Here is a 23,990-nt window from a genome sequence, read left to right on the forward strand (position 1 = left end):
ATTTTTTCCGTTCTCCCTGCTCCGAAGTCCCTGCTCCGAAGTCCCTCCCCTCTCCCCAAACTCTTCGCCCTGTTTGCTTCAATTCAAAATAGCCCCGTCCGGTATAGTTTCCTGTTTCATTGCCCAAAACTTGCTCAGTACATGAATTTGCTTTAATCCCACTATTAAATTTAAGCCAGGTATAAAAATCCACCACACTACCAGAGGTTCTGTCATTCCTTCTCGTCGATACAGTTCGTTTACTGTGCGATAAAGCCTAAACTGCACAATGTAAATCCAAACTATACCGACCAGGGAAAACCAACCAAACCAGCCAGGAACATCGGGATCTAATATCCATAAGGCTTGTGGAACGGCGACACCTAAAACGAAAGGTAGTAAGCACAGGGTACCGGACCAACCATAACTGTTATAGTGTCGCAACTCTTCCTGAATGATCCACTTGTACCAACCGTAGTACAACATTAATGTGGCTACCGATAGCAGCATCACTTTTACCAGAGGACGGGGTTTACCAAGAGGTTGGTCAGACATAAGCCAAAACTATTGCATCGGAACATCAGTCTGTATTGTAAAATCCCTTAACAAAAATTAATACAATTGGTAAAATAACAAAGCGTTGGACTGAGGCACAGCAAGCACAAACACCATGGTAAAAGCACAAATTGGGATTATTGGCGGTAGCGGACTTTACAAAATGGCTGCTCTCAAGGATGTGCAGGAGGTACCGATTGAAACCCCCTTTGGTCCTCCGTCCGATGCCTTGATGGTGGGAACCCTAGAAGGAACTACTGTGGCTTTCTTATCTCGTCATGGTCGCAATCATCATTTGATGCCTTCGGAGTTACCCTTCCGAGCCAATATCTATGCCATGAAGCAGTTAGGCGTGGAGTATATCATTTCTGCCTCAGCAGTAGGTTCTCTCCAGGAAGAGGTCAAACCCTTAGATATGCTGGTACCGGATCAGTTTATTGACCGGACGAAGAATCGGGTTTCGACCTTTTTCGGGGAAGGGATTGTGGCTCATATTGGGTTTGGACACCCGGTGTGTAACCAACTGGCGGGAATTTTAGTGGATGCGATCGCAAGTTTGGAGTTACCAGAGGTGACCGTACATAACGGTGGGACTTATCTGTGCATGGAAGGTCCAGCATTTTCCACCATGGCGGAATCTAATCTCTACCGCAGTTGGGGCGCAAAAGTAATTGGCATGACCAATTTGCCAGAGGCCAAGTTAGCACGGGAGGCGGAAATTGCCTATGCTACCCTCGCCCTAGTCACGGATTATGATTGCTGGCATGAGGATCATGACCATGTCACCGTGAATATGATACTTGATAATCTACAGCGCAATGCGATTAATGCTCAGAAGGTGATTCAAGAGACAGTGCGCCGGTTAGTTGAAAATCCACCCGTTTCTAAAGCCCATTCCGCCTTGAAGCATGCTATTTTCACTCCCTTAGATCAGGCTCCAGAAGCAACTAAGGAGAAGTTGGAGTTGTTGTTGCAGAAGTATTTGTAAAATCGCAAATATCGAAAGGTGGCGCAGGATATATATAGCAATTCTCTTTCCCATGAGGTACAAAGGGATCCCCCTAAATCCCCCTTAAAAAGGGGGACTTTGAGGTTGATAATTGTACCTCATACATGCAATAAACGCTATATATAGCGTTTTTATCAAGGGAGCAGGGAGCAGGGACTTCGGAGCAGTAGGAAAGACCTTGGAAAATTTTTTGGTGTTATAGGTACAAGGAAATAGGGAACAGGGAATAGGGAACAGGGAAAAGTAGGAAAGAGCTTGGATAATTTTTTCCCACTCCCCACCCTCCCCAAACTTCCCACACTCCCCACTCCCTACTCCCTACTCCCTACTCCCTACTCCCTACTCCCTAAAACCCAAGAATTTATACCTCACCCCAATAATAATTGCTATTAAAAATGAGAAATGATCTACAGCAATCCCTAAATCGAAGTTATATAGACCCCTCGACTCTGAGTATTTTCCAAAGAATTCTCTTAACGACAGATGGCACAGTAACCGATATGTTGGAAGCCTATCTGTTTGAACAGATTCGTCTAGTTAAGTTGTCGGAAGAATTGGTAACGACAACTGATGATATAGATCCAATGCAATTAAATAAAGGAAGCTCAGTACTTGATAGGAAAATACTATTACAGGGTAAAATAAGTCGCAAGAATTATATCTATGCTGAGTCAATTATTGTTATTGATCGTCTAGATGAGTACTTTCAAAAAGATTTACTTAAAACTAAAACCCCCATTGGCAAAATCTGGCGAGAGCAGAGATTCGAGACCTTTAAAGAAATTGTGGATACTGGAAAAAAGCCAGCTAAGGAATTAGCTGATTATTTCCAGATTGAACCGGAAGCAAATTTGCTTTTTCGTACCTATTGCGTCTTTTCTAATCGCCAATCCGTAATGATGATTAGTGAATATTTTCCTGAAAGCTATTTTTTGAATAGAGTATAGGGAGTAGGGAGTAGGGAGTAGGGAGTCGGGAGTCGGGAGTCGGGAGTCGGGAGTCGGGAGTCGGGAGGGTGGGAAGAGGCGTAGTGGACTGGCACAGCTAAAATAGTGCAATAGAAGGATCATTATTTGAGGTCAAAAAAATGGGAAGAGGTCGTAGAGATAAAGTGCTGCTGACAATCGAACAAAGACGAAGACTAGAAAACATCAGTCGCAATGGCTATGCTCCTGCCAAGAAAATCCTCCACGCTAGGGTTCTTCTGATGTGTGACGAAGGAGAACAAGCGATAGATACATGGACAGATGAAGGGATAGCCAAAGCTTTAAATCTACATCGAAATACCGTAGGGCGTATCAGAAAAAGATATCTGACCCAAGGAGAAGAACCAGCACTCAATAGAAGGTTAAGAAAGAAACCACCAACTCCGCCAAAAATAGATGGCGCGACAGAAGCCCAAATCATTGCCATGTGTTGTTCAGACCCTCCAGAAGGAAGAGCAGATTGGACGATTAGACTACTGACATCGGAACTGAAAAAGCGAAGAGTAGTCACAGAAATCTCTCGTGAAACGGTACGTCGCACTTTAAAAAAAACCAGCTACGTCCTTGGAAAGTAAAACGTTTCTGTATTCCTGAACGAGATTTGGCCAGATTTGTCGCCCAGATGGAAGTAATTTTAGACCTTTACTGTTCTGAGCATTGTCGAGATCAGCCATTGATTTGTATGGATGAAGCATCAGTCCAACTCCTAGATCATCTCTATAAACCGATTAAAATGCAACCTGGTCAAGACCAGAAAGAAGATTATCACTATACTCGTGAAGGGACACAAGCCCTGTTTATGTTTTTTGACCCTAATGCTGGATGGCGGCGAGTTAGCAATCGAGACCATCGGTCTCGTGTAGACTGGGCGGAAGAAATTCGCCAATTACTGGATGTTGACTATCCCCATGCTAGTAAAGTCAAATTAGTCTGCGATAATCTCAATACTCATGTGGATTGCTTCTCTTTATGAAGCTTTCCCGGCTGATGAAGCTCATCGTCTTGCCAGACGACTAGAAATTTATCATACTCCTCGTAATGGCAGTTGGTTAAATGTAGCAGAGATTGAACTAAGCATTTTAACCAAACAATGTTTAGCCCGCAGGATTTCTAGTCCTGAAAAATTGGAAAAGAAGTTAAAAGCTTGGGAACAAGAGCGAAACAAAACAGCCAGTCAAGTAATTTGGCATTTTTCAACCCCGGATGCCAGAGTCAAACTTAAACACCTTTATCCAGTGTTTGAAGATGAAGAGATGGCAGATTCTAATGCACCAAATTAGCTGTGCCAGTCCAGTAGGGTGCGTTAGGGACGGGCGAGCCCTGATTTTCCACATTTTTGCCAGTGTTGGGACAGCCCGTCCCGTAACGCACCACCGGGTCAAACAGAAAAAATGAGATGCACCCGTCGGGAGTCGGGAGTCGGGAGTTGGTATAATAAACGCTATAGTTTTAATTTATTATTTTATTGCTTAATAATTCAACTGAACTATGAAACTAACAGGACCGCAATATCAACAATTAACCGATGCTTTACTTAAGGCGTTCCCATCAAAATCAAGACTTGCTGAATTAGTTGAATATAAATTCAGTAAAAATCTAGATGCTATTTCAATGGGAGACGACTTAAAAGAAATTGTATTTAAGTTAATTAAAGCTGCCCAAGCAGAAGGATGGGTTGATAACCTGATTGCAGGTGCCCGTGAATCAAATCCAGATAACTCAGCCTTATTCGCCTTTGCCCAGGAGTTTAATCTTGCTATTGCTATGCCGCAACCGCTATCAGCAAGAGGTAGATTAGAAAGACTGATTAAGAAAACCAATTCTTTTTTAGATGTAAATCAGTGGCGGGAGAAGTTAGGTCAAATTGAAGGGCAAGTCTGTCGTGTAGAAGTTACGAATAACGATAATAGTCAGGAATTTGGGACAGGTTTTCTGATTGCGCCCAATGTGGTTATTACTAATTACCATGTGGTGGAATCGGTAATTTTAGAACAAGCAACGTCTAGTAATGTTATCCTGCGTTTTGACTACAAGCAGTTAGGGGATGGTAAAGTTATCAACCCAGGTACAGAGTATCGCTTAGTAGAGGATGACTGGCTAATTGATCAAAGTCGTTATACCAACAATCCGTTACCAACCCCTGACGAATTGGATTATGCCTTGCTGAGAGTAGATGGAGTTCCTGGGGAAGAACCGATTGGGAAAAATCCCGATCCCGATTCTCCCAAGCGCCAGTGGATTGAGTTACCACAAGAGCCTTATCAGTTTGTGCCCAATACTCCACTGTTTATCGTGCAGCATCCCAAGGCCGAACCCTTAAAAATAGCCTTTGACACCGAGGCTATTATTACTATTAACGAGAATGGGACAACGGTTAAGTATAAAACCAATACCGAACCCGGTTCCTCTGGTTCTCCATGTTTTGATATTAACTGGAATTTAGTAGCCCTGCATCATAGTGGTGACCCAAGCTGGAAACCTAGTTATAACGCTGGCAGCCCCTTCAGTGCTATTTGTGCGCGGTTAGAGAAGCAAGGGTTATTGACAGATTTACTTAAAGGTGAAGCAATGTGGTGAATGGTTGTCTGAACCTGTAAGCCGCCACCAGGTTGCCAAATACCAGCAAATAAAGCAGAATTTAGGGAAGTAGTTATCATCAGAGTGTAGATACTTAATTAGAGTCAGAGTATTAACTTCTATTGTTCACAGGTCTTGAAGTAACCATCAATGAATGCTGGAAATCCCCCTGGTTATCTCCTCAAAAAGATAAACAAAGCACTGTGTAGTGCTTTCCCTAGTAAACCTGACTTAAAAATGATGGTGCTGTATCAATTCAGTATACATCTTGAAGAGGTTGCTGGTGGTAAAAATTTAAAAGAAATTGTTCAGGAATTAGTTGACGATTTTAATAATCAAAATAAATTAATAAAATTAATTAACAAAGCCCTTAAAGAAAATCCAGATAATCCTGACTTAAAGGCAATCAAGGAAAAATTTAAAATTACCACTAGTTTAGTCAAATTATTGCTTCCTTTAGAAAAAAACTTTATCAACCAAATGCAACAAGCTTATAGAGCTTGCTGTCCCGATGAATTATTGGATGATTGGGAAGACGAACTCCCTGAAAGTTTAGCTGAAATCCTAGGGAATTTGGATGATATCCCTCAACAAAATGATGATGAAAAACTTATTGTACAATTTGTCGCTCGTTTATTAAAAACTGGTGATATTCCCAAATCTCATGGTGATAAACTCAAGCAATGGATAAAAGAAAATGCTAATAACCCTTCTGATTTATTATCTCAGAGTAGCAGTAACTCTCAAAATCATCAGCAACAAAATTTACATGCACAACCTTATCTGCTTGTCAAGGTAGATCCCAGTAAGCAATATCACCAACAACGTCAACCTAGTTATTTCGTTTCAGCTTGGTTTATTCCTGACATAAGTAATTATGATTACTTCCGAAATCATCAAGACTGTAAATTTTTAGAGACTCCACTAGCTGATGGAGAATCTGAACAAGATGTCTTCTCTCTTGAAGACTTGCAAAAGTTAATAAAATTTTTTCTAAATCAGTCAAACCAATATTATAAAAAATCTTCCTGTAAACCAAGTATTGTATTTGTTTTGCCTTATCAACTCTTGAACTATGAATTTGAAAGAATTGAAATTAAAAATAATTTTGATTTAACACTTCCTATTGGTAGCCAGTATTGCGTAGTTATTCGCTCTCTTAAACGTTTGGATAATTTGAAAGAAATTCCTTACCGAACAAATTGCATCACAAAATGGGAAACAATCAAATCTAGTTGTCAAAATAGATGCGCCCAAAAATTTGTTGATGTTACTAATTTTAATGACTGGAATAAATTATATGCTTATTTAGAGACAACAAATGCGGCATTAAAATTAAATAAATCACCATGTAATAATATATTTAGAGTAATTGACACGACGGCAATACCAGTTGCTTTATGGCTCAGGAAAAATAATTTTACAACTATTAATTGTCAATATGAACTCGAGCAATTACTCAATTCTCAAATAAATCAGCTTCCCGAAAAGGTAAAACAACAACGTTTAGACGCTTTTGGAAAAGGGAATAAACAAGAACATATCGGACACCATCTTTCTCTTTTGTGGGAAGACCCCTATCTACTACCACCCCAGATTGACTATACAACCTTATGACTAATAACTCTTGGAAAATCTTTCGCGGAACTCCCGAAGAACCCCACAATGGCATTGAACGCCTTCCTGAGCCTCCTAGCTGGCGGAAATTTGACAAAACAGAACGGGGTACAACCTATCAGACCAGGCCAGAGGAAATAGAGTTAGTCAATGCAGCGTTGTATCTGCGTCGTCCTTTATTAGTAACCGGAAAACCAGGCACAGGAAAAACATCGTTAGCCTATGCAGTCGCTCAAGAGTTACAATTAGGAGAAGTGTTACGTTGGAATATTACCACTCGCTCCCATTTACAGCAAGGACTTTATAGTTATGATGCCATTGGTAGATTACAAGATGCTCAAGGAAGCGGCAAAGATAATTTAAGGAAAATTGGTAAGTATATTCAATTGGGTCCCTTGGGAACAGCGTTACTCCCCTCAACTTACCCGAGGGTATTATTAATTGATGAAATGGATAAAAGCGATATTGATTTACCCAATGATTTATTGACTATTTTTGAGGAAGGAGAATTTGAAATCCCGGAATTAACACGACTAGTTGAGCAGTTTCCAAAGATTGTTGTCAAAACCTGGGATAATCAAAGTACAACCATCGACAAAGGAAAGGTAACCTGTGATGCATTTCCTTTTGTAGTCCTGACCAGTAACGGAGAGAGGGAATTTACCCCGGCTTTTTTACGACGCTGTTTAAGATTAGATTTACGGAAACCAACTCGGGAGGAATTAGAAGCAATTGTCAAAGCTCATTTAGGGGATAGTCTTGAACAAGCTGAACCGATTATTGAAACCTTTCTCAAGCGACGGCAGAAAGGAAACTTGGCTACAGACCAATTGCTTAATGCCATTTATATATTAACTAACACAGTCAATACAGACGATGCTCCCATGGTTGACTCTCAAGAAGAAGACAAAGACCAGAACAAAGAAAGGTTAATTGACCGATTGCTGCAGTACCTCAGTAGTACCTAAGGGATATGGTTGAAAAAGCGATCGCTATTCTACAACAAGCAGGATTTGATTTAACTGCTCGGGAAATAGCAGAAATTTTCTGGTTGGCTGTTCATCTAGACCAGCCCATAGACCAGTCAGAGGAACCACAGCAGCCATTACCACAGCAGCCATCGCAATCATCAACGGTATCCCAAGACCAATCACAGCAACCACAAAAGCGATCGCAATCATCAACGGTATCCCAAGACCAATCACCGCAACCCCCAAATCAAACTCCAGATATCCAACCAGATACCCAAGAATTACCGTTACCTGAAGTCACAGAACCTGGTGCTGATGTTGGTCTTGCCTCTTCCAAACCTAAAAAGACTAAAGCAAGTGGAGAAGCAATTCCGATTAAAGTGCCAGCAGCGGTAGCATTGAGAAATAGTCTGGCGTTGGGACGGGCACTTCGTCCGTTAAAGCGGAAAGTCCCATCTGCTACAGAAACGATATTGGATGAAGAAGCTACTGTTTACCAAATTGCCGAATCAAACATTTGGCTACCAGTTCTGAAACCCGCTTCCGAACGATGGTTAGAGTTAGCGTTGGTGGTTGAAAAAACTAGTTCAACTGCGGTTTGGAAACAGACAATCATTGAACTGCAACATTTAGTCAAGCATCATGGAGCGTTTCGAGATGTACGCACGTGGGAATTAAGGATTACTGAAACACAAGACATCAATAAACCAAAGGTAGACTTATTTCCTCAAACTAGCACCGGTCGGTATGACTCCACGCCCTATCCTCCCCAGGTCTTAATTGACCCGAAGAAACAACGTTTAATTTTATTGGTGAGTGATTGTATTTCTGTGGCTTGGCGCAGACAATTAATTCATCCAGTGCTAGAGTTTTGGGGACGCAATGGTTTACTGACTATCCTTCAGCTACTTCCTGAACGGCTTTGGGAACGCACGGCTTTAGGTTCAGAAACACCAGTGCAACTGCATTCTTTTAGTCCTGGAGTTGTCAATTCTCAGTTTATTGTTAAACCTTGGGATGAAGATGACATTGGACTTCTTTCAGAAGTCGGGAACAGGGAACAGGGAACAGGGAACAGTAAGTCTATTCAGAATAAATCCTCTGTCAATGTTCCCGTCGTTACGTTAGAACCCTACCCGCTGCTGGCGTGCTCACAGGTAATAGCTGGTCAGGGAAATGTTAGTACAGTGGGGTTTAACTTTGATGTATCCCAAGACCCCCAAGCAGAGAGAACAGGGGTAGATGCTAAACCCAGTCAACCCCAACTCGAAGCACCAGCATTAGTTAGTCGATTTCGTGCGACGGCTTCTCCGATGGCGCGTCGGTTAGCTGGATTAATGGCAGCTGCTCCAGTTAGTTTACCTGTAGTGCAACTAATTCAGCAAACCCTGCTACCAAAATCTGCCCAAATTCACGTAGCGGAGGTGTTTATGAGTGGACTGCTCCAGTCTATAACCCCTGTAGACCAAGATTCAAATCCGGATTATATTGAGTACGAATTTAAGCCAGGGGTAAGGGAGTTATTAGTAGATTCTGTACCCATTAGTAAAACCGTTTCAGTTCTTGATAAAGTATCTGAGTTTATTGCTAAAAAGTTAGGGTTATCAGTAAAGGAATTTGAAGCGCTTTTACTTAAACCGGCAACTGCAAGTAATGATTGGTTAGACCAAAAAATTCGTCCCTTTGCACACCTCAAGGCTCAAGTTTTACAGCGATTAGGAGGGGAGTATGCTCGTTTAGCTGAAGAACTACTCATCTCACAAACCCCTACCTCAGCTAATCCCTCAGGGTTAAAGCAGTTTTCCTTTGAAGTAGTAACAGTTAACCGTAAAGGAGTAATAATCAAGAAAGAAAATAAGCAAGCGGATTATTTCACTCAAGATCTGGGGAATGGAGTAGACCTAGATATGGTGTATATCCCAGCAGGACCCTTCTTAATGGGTTCCCCGGAAACTGAGAGGGGGAGTTATCAAAGGGAAAGACCTCAACACCAAGTAACCATCCCACCCTTCTTCCTAGGGAAATATCAGGTAACCCAGGCGCAATGGCGAGCTGTGGCCAACAACCTCCCAAAAGTTAACCGGGACTTAAAGCCAGACCCCTCTCACATTAAAGGAGACAATCGACCAGTAGAGCAAGTAAGCTGGGACGATGCGGTGGAATTCTGCGATCGCCTTTCTGAATATACAGGAACCGAATACAGATTACCGAGTGAAGCGGAATGGGAATACGCCTGTAGAGCAGGAACTACCACGCCATTCCATTATGGAGAGACCATTAGCAATACATTAGCTAATTATGACGCTTCCTATACCTATGCACAGGAAGCAGAAGGGGAATATCGAGCAGAAACCACCGAAGTAGGAAGTTTTCCCCCCAACCGCTTTGGCTTATACGATATGCACGGCAATGTTTGGGAGTGGTGTGAGGATCCAAGGCATGATAATTACGAAGGAGCCCCTATAGATGGGAGTGTATGGCTTAATAATAATAATGATTATCGCAGACTGCGGGGCGGGTCCTGGGACGTCAATCCTAGGCTTTGCCGTTCTGCCTCCCGCAACTACTATCACGCGCGCGATTTCCTCTACCTCTTTGTCGGTTTTCGTGTGGCGAGGGGTGTTGGGAGGAAATAGCCCTTGCGCAAGTCAGAAGTTAGAAGTCAGAAGTCAAAAGTAAGCGATTACTTACGTTTCGGAGTTTAGGAGCGATGCAGCGCGGTCTTGGGGGTTTCCCCCATGAGCGACTGCATCAAGACAATGTCCTAAGCTTAATGCCTAGTGCAATACCAATAAAAAAAAATCGGTCAAGTTCTGGTTAACCCCAATGCTTGACCGATTTCTATTGTGTAAGCCACCACAAATACAGCGCAGCTCAACTCAAATCTAGATACTGCTGATCAACGAATACATTCATCAGTGGTCAGCTTTGTGGCACAGGCTTCCAGCCTGTGACCTAACCCATAAGCTGATCGCTTCAAAATAACCTCCACAATTCCTAGTCGCCAGGGCGTCAAAACCCTGGCAAAATCCTATCCTAGTCTACATAAAAATATCGAATCAAAAAGGTCATAACCTCACCAGGCTTTTCAGTAGGTTCTGGAGTGCTCCACTCGTCGGGATAGGCGTATTTCAGGCCATAGATGGCATTAATCGTATTCCGAACTTGTTCAGGAGAACCGATCAAAACGTACTTGACTTTCTTAGGTTTACGACCAGGGTTTTCAGGAGTTTGATTGTCATCGGAGTTAGGCGGAATGTTTTTAGTCATGATCAACAGTATCCTTAAATGTTGTACATTATTAATATATAAATAAATTAATCAAGTGTCAAGGGGTTTAGGAATTTTTTTTATTACGAAATTTAAAATTGCTATAATAGTAAATAGGGCATAAATAAGAGAGTAATGTGGTTAGTATGGGGAGGGTATTTAGTGTAGCTATCAAAAAATATATTAGATTTTTTGCCTAATTCAAAAAGCGATAATCCCTGCTCCCTGCTCCCTGCTCCCTGCTCCCGACTCCCGACTCCCTACTCCCTACTCCCTAAACTAAAACTGTAGATGGAGGATTTTAATAATGCCTAGTTTAACGGTCAAAGATTTAGAAACGCTGCAAGCACAGCATCCTGATTATCAGATAGAATTAATAGGGGGAGAAATTATTTTTATGAGTCCTTCAGGGTTAGAATCCGATGAAGTAGCCATAGAAATCGCTGCTCAACTTCGTAACTGGGTAAGACCCCGCAAATTAGGAAGAGTTTCTGGTTCTAGTGGTGGTTTTCGCTTACCGAATAAAGATGGGGATGTTCGTGCCCCGGATGCGTCTTTTATCTTAGCTGAACGTCTACCTCGCACTACGGAAGATTACGCCGAATTAGTCCCTGATTTGACATTTGAGGTAAAATCTAAAAGCGATAGCCTACCAAAATTGCGCCAGAAGATACAGCAATTTCTGGAATTGGGAACTACAGTTGGGGTGTTAGTAGATCCGAGAACTCGCACGATGGAAGTTTATCGCCTCAATCAGGATAAAGTTGTGCTGGGGGATGGGGATGTGCTGCAAGTACCAGAATTGCTTCCTGGTTGGGAATTACCTATTGTTGAAGTGTGGGCACCGGAATTTGATTGAGTATATACAAGGGAACAGGGAATAGGGAATAGGGAAGAGGCAATAGGCAATAGGCAATAGGCAATAGGCAATAGGCAAGAGTGAGATTATAAAGTAGGGTGGGCAAAGTAATATAATCATTAATACTCAACAAAACCAAACTGTTTTTGCCCACCCTACTACTCTCCCCTATTCCCTATTCCCTGCTCCCTGTTCCCTGCTCCCTATATAAAGCTGTAAAACCATGAGATTCATCAGCCCGAAAACTGACTTTGCTTTCAAGAAAATCTTTGGCTCAGATCAGAGTAAGGATATTCTGATTTCCTTCCTCAATGCCATGATATACTCTGGTAATTCCGTCATCCAGGATTTAGAAATTATTGATTCCTATAGTGACGAGTATTTGGTAAATTTCAAAGATACTTATCTGGATGTTAAGGCAGTATTAGAGGATGAAACGACTGTCCTGATTGAAGTGCAAATCTGGAATGTAAAGGATTTCGAGAAGCGAGTGGTTTATAACTTGTGCCAAACCTATGGAAATCAACTTAAATCGGGAAAGATATATTTCGATATCAATCCGGTCATTGCTTTAACCATCACGGATTTTAAGTTATTCCCCTCAACCGAAAAAGTCATTAGCTGTTTTTACTTTCAAGAAGAAGAAGACCACTTGCCTTATCAGGAAAATGAATTAAAGCTGGTGTTTGTGGAACTCCCTAAATTTACTAAGCAACTGGAAGACTTGGAAAGTGTGATCGATAAGTGGATCTTTTTTATCAAAGAAGCACCCAACTTAGAAATCATTCCTGACCAGCTCAAAGAAATCCCACAGCTAGAAAAAGCTTTAACTATAGCGAATCAAGCGGGGTTTAGTGAGTCAGAATTGGAAAAGATTTGGAAACAGGAAATGGCCTTGTGGGACTGGCGAGGTGCATTGAATTTTGCGAAAAGGGAAGGACGAGAAGAAGGACGAGAAGAAATAAGGCTAGAAGGACGAGAACAAGGTAGACTTGAAGGAAAATACCAGATTGCTAAACAGATGAAGGCCGCTGGGTTACCCCTGAGTGATATTGCTCAATATACGGGGTTGACTATCGATGAAATTAATCAGTTGTCCTAAGAGAGTAATAAAAAGTTCAAAAAAATACCAATTAACGTAGGGTGGGCAAAATAGTATAATCATTAATAATCAAAAAAAACTATTTTTGCCCACCCTACTACTCTCCCCGATTCCCGATTCCCGATTCCCGATTCCCGATTCCCCTTCCTATATCCCTTAACTAATCCATTCGTTTCAACCGCACCATAAAAAAACCATCCATCTGGTCTCGATAGGGCACAACTTTGAGCCAACCTTCCGGTCTTGAAAACCCCTTAAGAAACGAAAGAGTAGGGGGTTCAATTTGCCACTGAGAATGACCTTCCAGAAACCATTGTATTACCCCCTCATTTTCTTGAGGATTTAAGGTACAGGTAGCATAAACTAAAACACCTCCGGGCTTGACCCAAGTTGCGCTATGCTCTAACAATTGTTTTTGCAAAACAGTAAGTTCCTGGACTTTTTCTGGAGTCATGCGCCAACGAATATCAGGACGTCGGTGAAGGGTACCATTACCGGAACAGGGAGCATCTAATAACACAGCATTAGCGAGGTTAGTAAATTCAGGGCAATCCCGACTATCACCAGTAGTAATGTGAATCGATTGTAATTGTAACCGTTCGGCATTCTGTTGGACTTTTTTGAGGCGGGAAGCTGAGCGATCGCATGCCCAAATCTTGCCCTGATCAGCCATTAATTCCGCAATATGAGTTGTCTTGCCCCCCGGTGCCGCACAGGCATCAATCACCACATCACCAGGTTGAGGGTCCAGCAGATAACTGACCAGCTGGGCACTACAATCTTGAACAGTCCACCAACCTTCCTTAAATCCTGGTAGCTCTTGAATCGCACCAACACCACCCACAATCCGCAGTGCTTGGGGTACCTGAGCTGCATTGCTGAAAATAGGGATAATCTCACCATTCCCCTCGTCCTGGTGGGAGACCAAGGTCGGTACCCGCTGAATAGCCAGTTCAGCAGATTGCATCCCTGCCTCCACCTCCTCCATGGACACCTTGAGGGGATTTACCCGTAAGTCAATAGTAGGAGATTGGTTAAACCATTGACACAGCTGTTCTGTTTCCTCTGCTCCCAGCTGTTGTAACCACAGCTGGATCATCCAATCGGGAAAACTGTGTAAAATGCCCAAACCCTCGATATCCCCTTCTGGCAACTGCAAAGGGTCAGGGGAATTGGCAGCTAAACGGGCATAGTTTCGTAATAAACCATTAACCACCCCTGCCAGTCCTTTGAAGCCATTGTTCTTAGCTAGCTCAACGGTGGTATTGACCGCTGCTGAAGCAGGAATTCGGCCTTGATAGCGCAGCTGATATAGTCCAAGGTGAAGTATAGTGCGCAAATCTGGAGGTTGTTGATTCGCTTTCTTTTTGCCCAACTGGTCAAGTAGAGCATCCAAAGTGCGCTGTCGTCGGACACTACCATAAACTAATTCTGTCACTAAGCCCCGATCAGCACCAGTTAACTGAGCAGTGTGTAGCACTCGATTCAGGGCAATATCAGCAAAAGCACCCCGCCGATGAATATCCCGGAGAGCTAGGAATGCTAACTGGCGAGGATTTTGTTTATCAAAGGTTGACGGTTGACCCTTGACCGTTGACGATTTATATTGGCTCACAAACTCTGTACTCCTCTGGATGTCAACTGATCAGCTAATATGCAGTTATAACAGTTATTAATTCGGTTCGGAACAAAGTCCTGGGTTTTAGGGAGTAGGGAGTAGGGAGTAGGGAGTAGGGAGGAAAAGGAAGACAAGTCCAATCACCCCACACCCCACACCCCAAAGTTGATACTCACGTCTTTGTTAAAAACCTACCCTGATCAGCTCCTCCCTGTTCCCAGATCCGCTGTTCCCTATTCCCTGTTCCCGACTTCTGCAAGAAGTCTAGTTATCAATTCGGTATTGAGAACTGCTATAAATAAAATGGTTAATCCTTTTTAAACATTGGGTATGTCAGCCACCTCAAGCCCTTTACCAGAAGCTCTTGCTCGGATTGTAGAACGCTTTCAGCGCCGCAAAGACCCCAAGCAACGGTATCAGCAGTTGCTGTGGTACGCCAAGAAGCTTCAGACAATGCCAGAAACTGATAAAGTGCCAGAAAACAAGGTTCCTGGCTGCGTGTCCCAGGTTTATATCACTGCTAACTTGGATGATGGCAAAGTCTTGTATCAGGGAGACTCAGATGCCCAATTGGTTAAAGGATTAGTAGCGTTGTTGATTGAAGGCTTGAATGGACTGACGCCGACAGAGATTGTCAACCTATCTCCTGACTTTATTCAAGACATAGGATTGAACGCTAGTTTAACCCCTTCTCGCGCTAATGGATTTTACAACATTTTCCAGACCATGAAGAAGAAGGCCCTGGGATATCAGTTGGGAATGTCTTCCAGAGAATTGAATTGAGGGATTTTCCCTTCTATTTTCCCCACACCCGGTCACCCACCCCGGACCGGGGATTAACTGACAAGACCCTTGAAATGCTGATTCTCCCGTAGGTTGGATTACGCGATCGCTAACCCAACGAACACCTCACGCTTTGTTGGGTTTCGTTGCCTCAACCCAACCTACGCCATGATCTAAAGTCACTCAACCAGCTCTGTTCCCTATTCCCTGTTCCCGATTCCCGATTCCCGATTCCCGATTCCCGATTCCCGATTCCCGATTCCCGATTCCCGATTCCCGATTCCCGATTCCCGATTCCCTAGATTTGGCTCCTGATTAAATTAAGCCTGAAACCCTTGTATAAACAGGGTTTCAGGTGTTTTTCTATGACAAAGCTACTTGAATTCCAGCCTAGCATGGGCAATTTGCCCTTGACTTATCCACTGGAGTTTCAGTACAATCAAGGAGAACATTTGTACTACTATAGTCTTTCCTCTTAACCATTGCACCCACACCCCTAGAGGCATCACATCCCTCCTACAACGAACGATTCTAGAGCAGCGATTGGCCTACGGCCACGCTACGCGATCGCGTATCGCTGTGGGTAGTTTCGGGTACTTGCCATTAGCCACTGGCTGATAGGGAAACCTCTTGTTTGGGAATTATCTCAAATAAGAGCATTGTCAATACTGCGTGGCTTTTGGATAAATTCCCCCAACCCCCCGTCGGGATCCTCACAGGGGTAGGTTTTTTACATTTGGGTCGGGAGTCGGGAATCGGAACCCACCCCTAACCCCTCCCAGGAGGGGAACGGGAATCGGAACCCACCCCTAACCCCTCCCAGGAGGGGAACGGGAATATTATATTTGAGATATCAAAGCAAAATGCTATAGCAATTCTGATACTCATCAGGTAAACAGGATTTCTTCCCGATTCCCGATTCCCGATTCCCGACTCCCGTTCCCCTCCTGGGAGGGGTTAGGGGTGGGTTCCGATTCCCGACTCCCCGATTCCCTACTCCCTACTCCCTACTCCCTACTCCCTGCTCCCTCTAACAACTGCTATACAATAGAACGGAATTAGCTGATTCAACAGGAGACACTAAGCTAATGCGAATGCTACACACAATGCTGCGAGTCGGCAATCTTGAGGAATCGATCAAGTTTTACTGCGATGTCCTAGGCATGAAGCTGCTCCGTCAGAAGGACTTTCCAGGGGGAAAATTTACCTTAGCATTTGTAGGCTACGGGGATGAATCTGACAACACAGTTATTGAACTAACTTATAACTGGGGGGTTGATCAGTACAACATCGGGGATGCTTTCGGTCATATTGCCCTTGGTGTAGACGATATCTACCAAACCTGCAACCAAATTAAATCCCTTGGTGGTAAGGTAGTGCGAGAGCCAGGACCGATGAAGCACGGTTCAACAGTGATTGCTTTTGTGGAAGACCCGAGTGGATACAAGATTGAACTGATCCAGCGCAAAGATCAGGAGTCTGCCCAGAAACCAGAAGCAACAGCAGTAGCTGGGTAATAACTATCGGGAGTCGGGAGTCGGGAATCGGGAATCGGGAATCGGGAGTCGGGATAAGAAAATTGAATCTAGCTGGTAAGTATGGGAAACCCTATAAAAATGTTTCCCATCTCCCCATCTCCCTATCCTCATAAGGGTAGGTTTTTTACAAAGGGGCGAGTAGGTACTTTGATTGTCTTGATGCAATAGCGAGTGGTTTGAATTTACCGTAAGATAGTGGAGCCTTATTAAAAAATATTTAACCCTTTTCTGCATAACCTGCTAACTATAAAGGCTCCACTATCTAAGGTTTTGTCTCCGGGGGAAACCCCCAAGACCGCGCTGCATCGCTACGTAGAAATTCCTAAAAATATGTATCAAAAGACACACTAGTTTCCGGGATAATTCTCCCCATTTCCCGCTCTTCCCCTCCTGGGAGGGGTTAGGGGTGGGTTCCGATTCCCGACTCCCGATTCCCGACTCCCGATTCCCGACTCCCGACCCAAATGTAAAAAACCTACCCCTGTGAGATCTCCCTATCTCCCCATCTCCCTATCTCCCCATCTCCCCACACTCTTACCCCTGTTCCCTATTCCCTTTGAAAAATGATCACTCAAGCATCTACTACAAAAGGCTGGGCGAATGCGATCGCAAAACCCGCAACTGAATTTCCGCCTACTGCCCTCCCGGTCATCTCTGGCAAAATTCCAGAAGGGTTGCGAGGTTCTCTGTATAGAAATGGTCCTGGACGGTTAGAGCGAGGTGGTGTAACGGTTGGACATTGGTTTGATGGTGATGGGGCAATTTTAGCAGTACATTTTACCCCTGCTGGTGCCACAGGAGTTTATCGCTACGTCCAAACCTCTGGCTATCAAGCAGAAGCAGCTGCTGACAAATTACTGTACCCCAACTATGGCATGACAACACCAGGACCAATCTGGAAACGCTGGAGTAAGCCAGTTAAAAATGCTGCCAATACCTCAGTGCTACCATTACCTGATAAATTGTTAGCCCTCTGGGAAGGTGGTCATCCCCATGCCTTAGACCTGCAGACCTTAGAAACCAGAGGCACTGATGACTTATCTGGCCTAGGCAAAGGAGCAAGCTTTTCTGCCCATCCCAAGATTGATCCCAAAACTGGAGAGATTTTCAACTTTGGACTGACCCCTGAACTTAATAGCAGACTCAACATTTACAAGAGCAACTCCACTGGCAAAATTATCCAACAAGGGTCAGTACAGCTAGAGGGTTTCCCCTTCATCCATGATTTTGTCCTCGCAGGGCAGTATCTAGTATTTTTTGTACCCCCAGTGCGAGTGAATTTCCTGAAAGTAGCTCTAGGTTGGTGCAGCTATGGTGATGCTATGGAGTGGCACCCAAATAAGTCAACCCAAATTATTATTGTAGACCGTGACAGCCTTAGTGTAGTCAGTCGCGGTGAAGCTGAACCCTGGTATCAGTGGCACTTCAGCAATGGCTATGTGGAGAAAGATGGCTTGATCGTGATTGATTTTGTCCGTTATGGTGACTTTCAGACCAATCAGTATTTGAAAGAAGTTCCCACTGGTCAAACTAAAACCAAAGCGAAAGGAACCCTTTGGCAAGCCCGACTCAATCCTGACACTGGTCAGGTAGTGCAGTTACAACAGTTGTTCGATAGAAGCTGTGAATTTCCTGTGGTGCCGCAACAGCGAGTAGGACAATTCTCATCTCATACTTATCTATCACTACATCGCGAAGTCGTCGATATTAGTAAAGAATTGCATGGTGCAATTGGATGTTTTGAGCACAAAACTGGCACCTTGATTGTGGCTGATTTAGGGGAAAATCGCTATCCCTCGGAACCAGTCTATGCACCGGATAGCCTGAATCATGACCAGGGTTGGATATTAACAGTTGTGTATGACGGAAATTCTGATACCAGTGAAGTGATGGTATTTAGTAGAAACACCCTAAATCAAGAACCTATATGTCGTCTGGGATTACCAAAGGTTATCCCCTTCAGCTTTCATGGTCAGTGGAAATCCAGGTAGTAATATTTTTAATTTACCTGATAAATTAACCTGAACTGTAGCTATTAATTAATGCAGTATATAGCCATTTTTTTAAGGATAAAGGATTTCAATTTAAACAATCAGAAGTATCTCGTCGTCCGGTTCCTGGAGGACAACTTTCCTCCTCTAAAGCTAGTAATTGCTGTTCAACAGAATCAGACTGGTATCCCTTTCGAAAACTAGACTTACCTAGGTAAAAATTAATACCAACAGTAACTAGTAGAGTAGATAACAAGATATAGCTTTTAAAACCCATTGTGGTGACCTTGCTCAAAGTTTATACTCATTACTTCAAAACTTTCCCAGCAAAATCAGCAAAAAAAGTCAATAAATAGAAAAGGATTGTTTATAAGATAAAATCACCGTTTTTTTGCTAAAAAAAATAATTTATTAACTTATTTTTATAAAAATTAAAACGATAAATTTAGGTATATTTTAAATAGTTTAAAAGTTAAAATACGTGTATTTACGGATACTATTAAATAGTTAAACCAGGTAAAGTAAGCATAAAAAAATCTGGTTAATATAGCGTTTATCAGAGTAATGAAATACACAGGATTTGTTCCCTACGCCCTACTCCGAAGCTCCCTGCTCCCTACGCCCTACTCCCTGCTGCCTTTGAGAAATTCTATAGATAAATTCACCTTTGCCATAGGGATCAGAAAAAGGAGTAGGTTTGAAAATTTATAATTAGAGGAGATCCCCTGATCCAATCCTTAGCTGTTTAACGTAAGATGACCTCATTTCCCCGCCGCTACCATATCACCACCTTTGGCTGCCAGATGAACAAAGCCGACTCCGAGCGGATGGCTGGCATCCTGGAGGATATGGGCTTCCAGTGGTCAGAAAATCCCAACGAGGCTGACTTAATTCTCTACAACACCTGCACGATTCGAGATAATGCTGAGCAAAAGGTTTATTCCTACCTAGGAAGACAGGCAAAGCGCAAACACCAACAACCAGACCTGACCCTGGTAGTAGCGGGTTGTGTGGCACAACAGGAGGGAGAAGCACTGCTGCGGCGAGTTCCAGAAGTTGATTTAGTCATGGGACCGCAACACGCCAATCGTTTGGGGGATTTGCTAGACCAGGTATTTGATGGCAACCAGCTAGTTGCTACAGAACCAATTCATATTGTTGAAGACATCACTAAACCAAGACGGGACAGCAGCATTAGCGCCTGGGTAAATATAATTTATGGGTGTAACGAACGCTGCACCTACTGTGTAGTCCCCAATGTCCGAGGTTTAGAGCAATCCCGTACCCCAGAAGCAATTCGGGCAGAAATGGAGGAGTTAGGACGGCAAGGGTATAAGGAAGTCACCCTGTTGGGACAAAATATTGATGCTTACGGACGTGACTTACCAGGAGTGACTGAATCGGGGCGGCATCAGCACACCTTGACAGATTTACTGTATTATGTTTCCAATGTCCCAGGGATTGAGCGGCTCCGTTTTGCTACTAGTCACCCACGCTACTTTACAGAACGGCTAATCCGCGCTTGTCACGAGTTGCCGGAAGTGTGCGAACATTTCCACATTCCCTTCCAATCTGGGGATAACGATATTCTCAAAGCTATGGCACGGGGCTATACCCACCAGAAATATCGCCGTATTATTAATACCATTCGGGACTATATGCCCGATGCGTCCATTAGTGCCGATGCGATTGTGGGCTTTCCTGGGGAAACGGAAGCACAATTTGAGAATACCCTAAAACTAGTAGATGATATTGGCTTTGACCAGCTCAATACCGCTGCCTATTCTCCTCGTCCTGGCACACCAGCCGCATTGTGGGAAAATCAACTCCCTGAGCAGGTCAAATGCGATCGCCTTCAACGTCTCAACCACCTGGTTGCGGTAAAAGCAGCTGAGCGATCGCAACGTTATCTGGGACGGATTGAGGAAGTGTTGGTAGAAGACCAAAATCCCAAAGACAAGACTCAAGTGATGGGCAGAACCAAAGGAAATCGTCTGACGTTCTTCACTGGGGATATTAATCACCTGAAAGGGGAGCTAGTTCTAGTTAAAATTACCGAAGCTCGTGCCTTTAGCTTGACTGGTGAGCGAGTAGAGGAATAGGGAATAGGGAGTCGGGAATAGGGAGTCGGGAGTCGGGAGTCGGGAGTCGGTAGTCGGTAGTCGGGAGTCGGGAGTTGGGAGTCGGGCGGGGGTAGGTAAACTACCCTGATCAGGTAGTTTACCTACCCCCTTAAAAATAGAAACTGAAACTATAGCAGTCGAAGTAAAGGTTAAAACATAATTTCTGCTCCCAGATCCGCTGTTTCCGATTCCCGATTCCCGATTCCCGATTCCCGATTCCCGATTCCCGATTCCCGATTCCCTATTCCCTTTAAACCAAAAACTATGTCCTAAACTATACTTCCGTTGCTATCAAAGATGTTTCCTAATCTTCCCGCTGGAAGAAGCAAACCACATCCCGTATGTAAAAATCGTTATAGAGGTCGCCAGCAGAGGGGTTGGGCAAATCTACGGCTTCAACCTCCAGCTCATTATCGCCGTCCTTGAGAATTCCAGCACCAATGTTAATGATTTGGGTAAACCAATGCTTCGGATTAGCTCCCTCGTAGGAGTAGATCTTCCCTACACTTTTACCATTGATTTTGACCTCTGCATCACTGTCGGTTGCTGTCAATCCTTTAACCATCAACATCAGGATCGCAGCCCCGCCCTTGTAGCGTCCCCCTGTGTTGAAGGTCTTGTTCCAGAGGCTAGCACCACCATCGCCAATTCTGCGATTGATATCTCCCTGGATCACCACAAAGTTACCGGTGACTAGTTTAGTAGACGCAGTTGCTTTCTGTTCCATAGCTTGTTGCCTTCTTGTTTGTAATTATCTACTTATATCAAGTTATAAGCTAGTTGGTAAGCATATGCGCTACTTGAGGTGCTACTTGATATGCAATCAGCTATCAGCTTATGGGCTATGGGCACGCTTTTGTCAATTGTTTAAACGTTATCTTACACTCAAAGGTTAAGACACATTAGAATTATCCTGTTAGCATTCAGCATTCAGCTGTCAGCATTCAGCTGTCAGGTTTCCGTAACTCAAATTAAACTAATGTCTAACTCTTTTATTGAACGCACATCAAGTAGCCTCTTTCAGGGGTGACAAGCAGCATTCCGCGCCTTATATCATGTCAGGATAATTACCCTTAATAAAAATCTCCCTATCTCCCCATCTCCCTATCTCCCTATCTCCCTATCTCCCTATCTCCCTATCTCCCTATCTCCCTATCTCCCTATCTCCCTATCTCCCCACACCTCCCACCCTCTCCTTAATATAGCAGAAGTCAGAAGTCAGAAGTCAGAAGTCAAACTCTTGCGCTTACTTAGGTTTGAGACTTTTGTCATGTCCGCGCCTGCCCTGGCGACTGCTATAATTATCGGTATTCAACCAGACTTGATATTACTGGGTGTGGGGTGTGGCCGGGAGCCGCACTGTTAACAAAAAGGCACCTATAAATTACTAGGTGCCTTGAGCAGACCAAAAACTATAAACTATCAACAACTATTGACTGAAGTTCCCCAGTACACATGTACTAAAGAAGTCCGAAAGTACTGCCAATTCTAGCTTTGAGGGTTGTATAACAATAGTATTACTGGGTACAGACTGACTTGGAAAACGACTGAACCTATTGCTATGAATAAATTATAGCTTACTCGTGCATTGAAGGGTGTACAGTGTTGCCATTCATTTTAGCTTGTCGCGACAGTTCAATGCAACTCCTCCGCCATGTAAAAACTTGTTTTTGGTTAGCGTACGCACTACAATTAAGGGTAATTATCCCGACATGATATCAGAAGTCATAATAATTGATTTTCCAGGAATTTTTAAGATAAAGTTAGAGTCGATGCCTGGTATTACCCAGGGCACCTCTCCTTCAGAACTGGGCGTGAGACTTTCACCTCACCCAGCTCCTAGATATCCTCTCCTTTCGGAGTGCTCCAGTGTATCTGTTGATGGCAGCGAAATTTATTAAGTATGAGTGGATTGAAATTGATGCTTACGAAAACTGGAAAAGCTTTCTTGAATATCTCAAAAAAGTGCTTGACAATTTTGGGGAAGAATATGTAATTAATTTTGTTTAGGTGCTTATAACCATAAATTTCATTACTTAACTAATCAAATACTATAGCAATTATATTTCCCATGAGGTACAAACTGAGCCCCCGTTGGTCCCCCTTAAAAAGGGGGACTTTGAGCTTGATAAGCGTACATAAATTCAATAAACGCTATCTTCATTTTATCTGTTCCCGATTCCCGATTCCCGATTCCCGATTCCCGATTCCCGATTCCCGATTCCCGATTCCCTATTTAATCCCTCTAATTATAACGTTCAAATCCATTGCAACTTCTCCATAAAACTTCCAAAAAAAAATTTTTAAAACCCTTGACAAAATAAAATATAATAATTATGATTATATTTATAACGTCGAGTTCAATATTTGAAACATGTCACCAGAATTTAACCCAAACCTCAAAAAATACCCTGTTGAGCACACTCTCAAAGGCTCTCGTAAAGCAGTAATCTATAGCATGCACACCCTTTATGTTTTTGGGTATGCAGAGATTTGCGAGTGGAGCCCTATGGAGCCGACGGAGGTGCCAGGGGAAGTGAAGACTACAATGATGAAGTATTGGCTGTTGCCATAACACTTTAAATTTCTGGGGGGGTTTTCCCCCCTAGCAAAGCCTCCTGGTCTTATAAAATAAGATCAGATCAGGTTTGGTTTGGGATCTGACTGACATGACAATTTCAATCCACTTATTGTGGCATTGAAAAAGCCGTAGACATAATGTCTACGGCTATTTTTTTTTCTTTTTAGACTTATTGCCTATTGCTAGCATGCCTATTGCCTATTGCCTAGTCTTGCCTATTACCTAGGGGGTGTTTTCAAAGTTTTCCGCAAGATTATGATCCCCCCCAGCCCCCCTTAAAAAAGGGGGGAGCCATACTCAAAGTCCCCCTTTTTTAAGCTATCCATTAGGCAAAAGTAGTCGAAACGGTGATAGAGACTAGGATTTAGGCAAGGATTGGGAGAGGAGTGGTGAGAGCCATTATTAGACGAATAGGGGTTTCCCAAGACTGC

Annotated in this window: 24 protein-coding genes and 2 pseudogenes; 19 read left to right on the forward strand and 7 right to left on the reverse strand. The window is 43.3% G+C overall.

Features of this window, described 5'->3' with window-relative positions:
* Positions 1–78: 78 nt before the first annotated feature.
* Positions 79–534: a hypothetical protein gene (locus F6K51_RS09100; protein ID WP_293019732.1), complete on the reverse strand. Its 456-nt coding sequence runs from the start codon at positions 532–534 to the stop codon at positions 79–81.
* 115 nt (positions 535–649) lie between these two features.
* Between F6K51_RS09100 and F6K51_RS09105 the strand changes: the two genes are divergently transcribed.
* From F6K51_RS09105 to F6K51_RS09140, 8 genes and pseudogenes are all read left to right on the forward strand, one after another.
* Complete coding sequence (locus tag F6K51_RS09105; protein ID WP_293019734.1) at positions 650–1,522, forward strand: S-methyl-5'-thioadenosine phosphorylase; 873 nt, start codon at positions 650–652, stop codon at positions 1,520–1,522.
* Between the two features lie 276 nt (positions 1,523–1,798).
* Complete coding sequence (locus tag F6K51_RS09110) at positions 1,799–1,936, forward strand: hypothetical protein (RefSeq protein WP_293019735.1); 138 nt, start codon at positions 1,799–1,801, stop codon at positions 1,934–1,936.
* Positions 1,937–1,938: 2 nt separating this feature from the next.
* Positions 1,939–2,490 (forward strand): chorismate pyruvate-lyase family protein, encoded by a 552-nt coding sequence (locus F6K51_RS09115; RefSeq protein WP_293019737.1) that lies wholly within the window; start codon positions 1,939–1,941, stop codon positions 2,488–2,490.
* Between the two features lie 140 nt (positions 2,491–2,630).
* Positions 2,631–3,809, forward strand: a pseudogene (locus F6K51_RS09120) (IS630 family transposase).
* Between the two features lie 208 nt (positions 3,810–4,017).
* Complete coding sequence (locus tag F6K51_RS09125) at positions 4,018–5,106, forward strand: effector-associated domain EAD1-containing protein (protein WP_293019739.1); 1,089 nt, start codon at positions 4,018–4,020, stop codon at positions 5,104–5,106.
* A 150-nt stretch (positions 5,107–5,256) separates the two neighbouring features.
* Positions 5,257–6,723, forward strand: a complete 1,467-nt coding sequence (locus F6K51_RS09130; protein WP_293019741.1) for an effector-associated domain EAD1-containing protein — start codon at positions 5,257–5,259, stop codon at positions 6,721–6,723.
* Positions 6,720–7,691 (forward strand): MoxR family ATPase, encoded by a 972-nt coding sequence (locus tag F6K51_RS09135; RefSeq protein ID WP_293019743.1) that lies wholly within the window; start codon positions 6,720–6,722, stop codon positions 7,689–7,691. The genes F6K51_RS09130 and F6K51_RS09135 overlap by 4 nt, the downstream gene beginning before the upstream one ends.
* Before the next feature lie 5 nt (positions 7,692–7,696).
* Positions 7,697–10,330, forward strand: a complete 2,634-nt coding sequence (locus F6K51_RS09140; protein ID WP_293019745.1) for a formylglycine-generating enzyme family protein — start codon at positions 7,697–7,699, stop codon at positions 10,328–10,330.
* Between the two features lie 400 nt (positions 10,331–10,730).
* Here F6K51_RS09140 and F6K51_RS09145 read toward each other — a convergent pair whose 3' ends face one another.
* Positions 10,731–10,964, reverse strand: a complete 234-nt coding sequence (locus tag F6K51_RS09145; protein ID WP_009149134.1) for a hypothetical protein — start codon at positions 10,962–10,964, stop codon at positions 10,731–10,733.
* A 307-nt stretch (positions 10,965–11,271) separates the two neighbouring features.
* Between F6K51_RS09145 and F6K51_RS09150 the strand changes: the two genes are divergently transcribed.
* Complete coding sequence (locus F6K51_RS09150) at positions 11,272–11,823, forward strand: Uma2 family endonuclease (protein WP_293019747.1); 552 nt, start codon at positions 11,272–11,274, stop codon at positions 11,821–11,823.
* On the opposite strand, the gene F6K51_RS09155 is transcribed toward F6K51_RS09150, so the two are convergent.
* Positions 11,789–11,977: a hypothetical protein gene (locus F6K51_RS09155; protein ID WP_293019748.1), complete on the reverse strand. Its 189-nt coding sequence runs from the start codon at positions 11,975–11,977 to the stop codon at positions 11,789–11,791. The two genes, F6K51_RS09150 and F6K51_RS09155, sit on opposite strands and share 35 nt — an antisense overlap.
* A 69-nt stretch (positions 11,978–12,046) precedes the next feature.
* Here F6K51_RS09155 and F6K51_RS09160 point away from each other — a divergent pair, with 69 nt between their 5' ends.
* Entirely contained in the window at positions 12,047–12,925 is an 879-nt protein-coding gene (locus F6K51_RS09160; RefSeq protein WP_075897259.1) for an Rpn family recombination-promoting nuclease/putative transposase, read from the forward strand.
* Positions 12,926–13,085: 160 nt separating this feature from the next.
* Here the strand turns inward: F6K51_RS09160 and rsmB are convergent, their stop codons facing one another.
* Positions 13,086–14,540, reverse strand: coding sequence for a 16S rRNA (cytosine(967)-C(5))-methyltransferase RsmB (gene rsmB / locus F6K51_RS09165; protein WP_293019750.1), 1,455 nt, complete (start codon positions 14,538–14,540; stop codon positions 13,086–13,088).
* Positions 14,537–14,677 carry a hypothetical protein gene (locus F6K51_RS09170; RefSeq protein WP_158069451.1) on the reverse strand — a complete coding sequence of 47 codons (141 nt, stop codon included), beginning with the start codon at positions 14,675–14,677 and terminating at the stop codon, positions 14,537–14,539. Before F6K51_RS09170 ends, rsmB begins: the two co-directional genes overlap by 4 nt.
* Positions 14,678–14,873: 196 nt before the next feature.
* On the opposite strand from F6K51_RS09170, the gene F6K51_RS09175 reads away from it, so the two are divergent.
* From F6K51_RS09175 to gloA, 3 genes are all read left to right on the forward strand, one after another.
* The gene (locus F6K51_RS09175; protein ID WP_075897267.1) at positions 14,874–15,326 is read left to right on the forward strand and encodes a SufE family protein; all 453 of its coding nucleotides are present in this window, start codon (positions 14,874–14,876) and stop codon (positions 15,324–15,326) included.
* A 146-nt stretch (positions 15,327–15,472) separates the two neighbouring features.
* A complete protein-coding gene (locus tag F6K51_RS09180; RefSeq protein ID WP_293019753.1) occupies positions 15,473–15,628 on the forward strand; it encodes a hypothetical protein in 156 nt (51 codons plus the stop codon).
* Between the two features lie 786 nt (positions 15,629–16,414).
* The gene (gene gloA / locus F6K51_RS09185; RefSeq protein WP_293019755.1) at positions 16,415–16,843 is read left to right on the forward strand and encodes a lactoylglutathione lyase; all 429 of its coding nucleotides are present in this window, start codon (positions 16,415–16,417) and stop codon (positions 16,841–16,843) included.
* A 3-nt stretch (positions 16,844–16,846) separates the two neighbouring features.
* Here gloA and F6K51_RS09190 read toward each other — a convergent pair whose 3' ends face one another.
* Positions 16,847–16,975, reverse strand: a complete 129-nt coding sequence (locus F6K51_RS09190) for a hypothetical protein (protein WP_293019757.1) — start codon at positions 16,973–16,975, stop codon at positions 16,847–16,849.
* 452 nt (positions 16,976–17,427) lie between these two features.
* Between F6K51_RS09190 and F6K51_RS09195 the strand changes: the two genes are divergently transcribed.
* The 3 genes from F6K51_RS09195 (at position 17,428) to miaB (ending at position 20,957) form a co-directional block, all read left to right on the forward strand.
* Complete coding sequence (locus F6K51_RS09195) at positions 17,428–18,855, forward strand: carotenoid oxygenase family protein (protein ID WP_293019758.1); 1,428 nt, start codon at positions 17,428–17,430, stop codon at positions 18,853–18,855.
* 564 nt (positions 18,856–19,419) lie between these two features.
* A complete protein-coding gene (locus F6K51_RS09200; protein WP_293019759.1) occupies positions 19,420–19,566 on the forward strand; it encodes a hypothetical protein in 147 nt (48 codons plus the stop codon).
* 44 nt (positions 19,567–19,610) lie between these two features.
* A complete protein-coding gene (miaB, locus tag F6K51_RS09205; RefSeq protein ID WP_293019760.1) occupies positions 19,611–20,957 on the forward strand; it encodes a tRNA (N6-isopentenyl adenosine(37)-C2)-methylthiotransferase MiaB in 1,347 nt (448 codons plus the stop codon).
* A gap of 325 nt (positions 20,958–21,282) precedes the next feature.
* Here the strand turns inward: miaB and F6K51_RS09210 are convergent, their stop codons facing one another.
* Positions 21,283–21,705 (reverse strand): hypothetical protein, encoded by a 423-nt coding sequence (locus F6K51_RS09210; RefSeq protein WP_293019761.1) that lies wholly within the window; start codon positions 21,703–21,705, stop codon positions 21,283–21,285.
* Between the two features lie 1,163 nt (positions 21,706–22,868).
* Here F6K51_RS09210 and F6K51_RS09215 point away from each other — a divergent pair.
* From F6K51_RS09215 to F6K51_RS09225, 3 genes and pseudogenes are all read left to right on the forward strand, one after another.
* Positions 22,869–22,988 (forward strand): annotated as a pseudogene (locus tag F6K51_RS09215) (IS630 family transposase); the annotation flags it as partial.
* A gap of 109 nt (positions 22,989–23,097) precedes the next feature.
* Positions 23,098–23,262: a hypothetical protein gene (locus tag F6K51_RS09220; protein ID WP_293019762.1), complete on the forward strand. Its 165-nt coding sequence runs from the start codon at positions 23,098–23,100 to the stop codon at positions 23,260–23,262.
* A 90-nt stretch (positions 23,263–23,352) separates the two neighbouring features.
* A complete protein-coding gene (locus tag F6K51_RS09225; protein ID WP_293019763.1) occupies positions 23,353–23,553 on the forward strand; it encodes a hypothetical protein in 201 nt (66 codons plus the stop codon).
* Positions 23,554–23,990 lie beyond the last annotated feature (437 nt).

This window comes from Moorena sp. SIO3I8 (assembly GCF_010692325.1).
In the GTDB taxonomy this organism is placed as follows: Bacteria; Cyanobacteriota; Cyanobacteriia; order Cyanobacteriales; family Coleofasciculaceae; genus Moorena.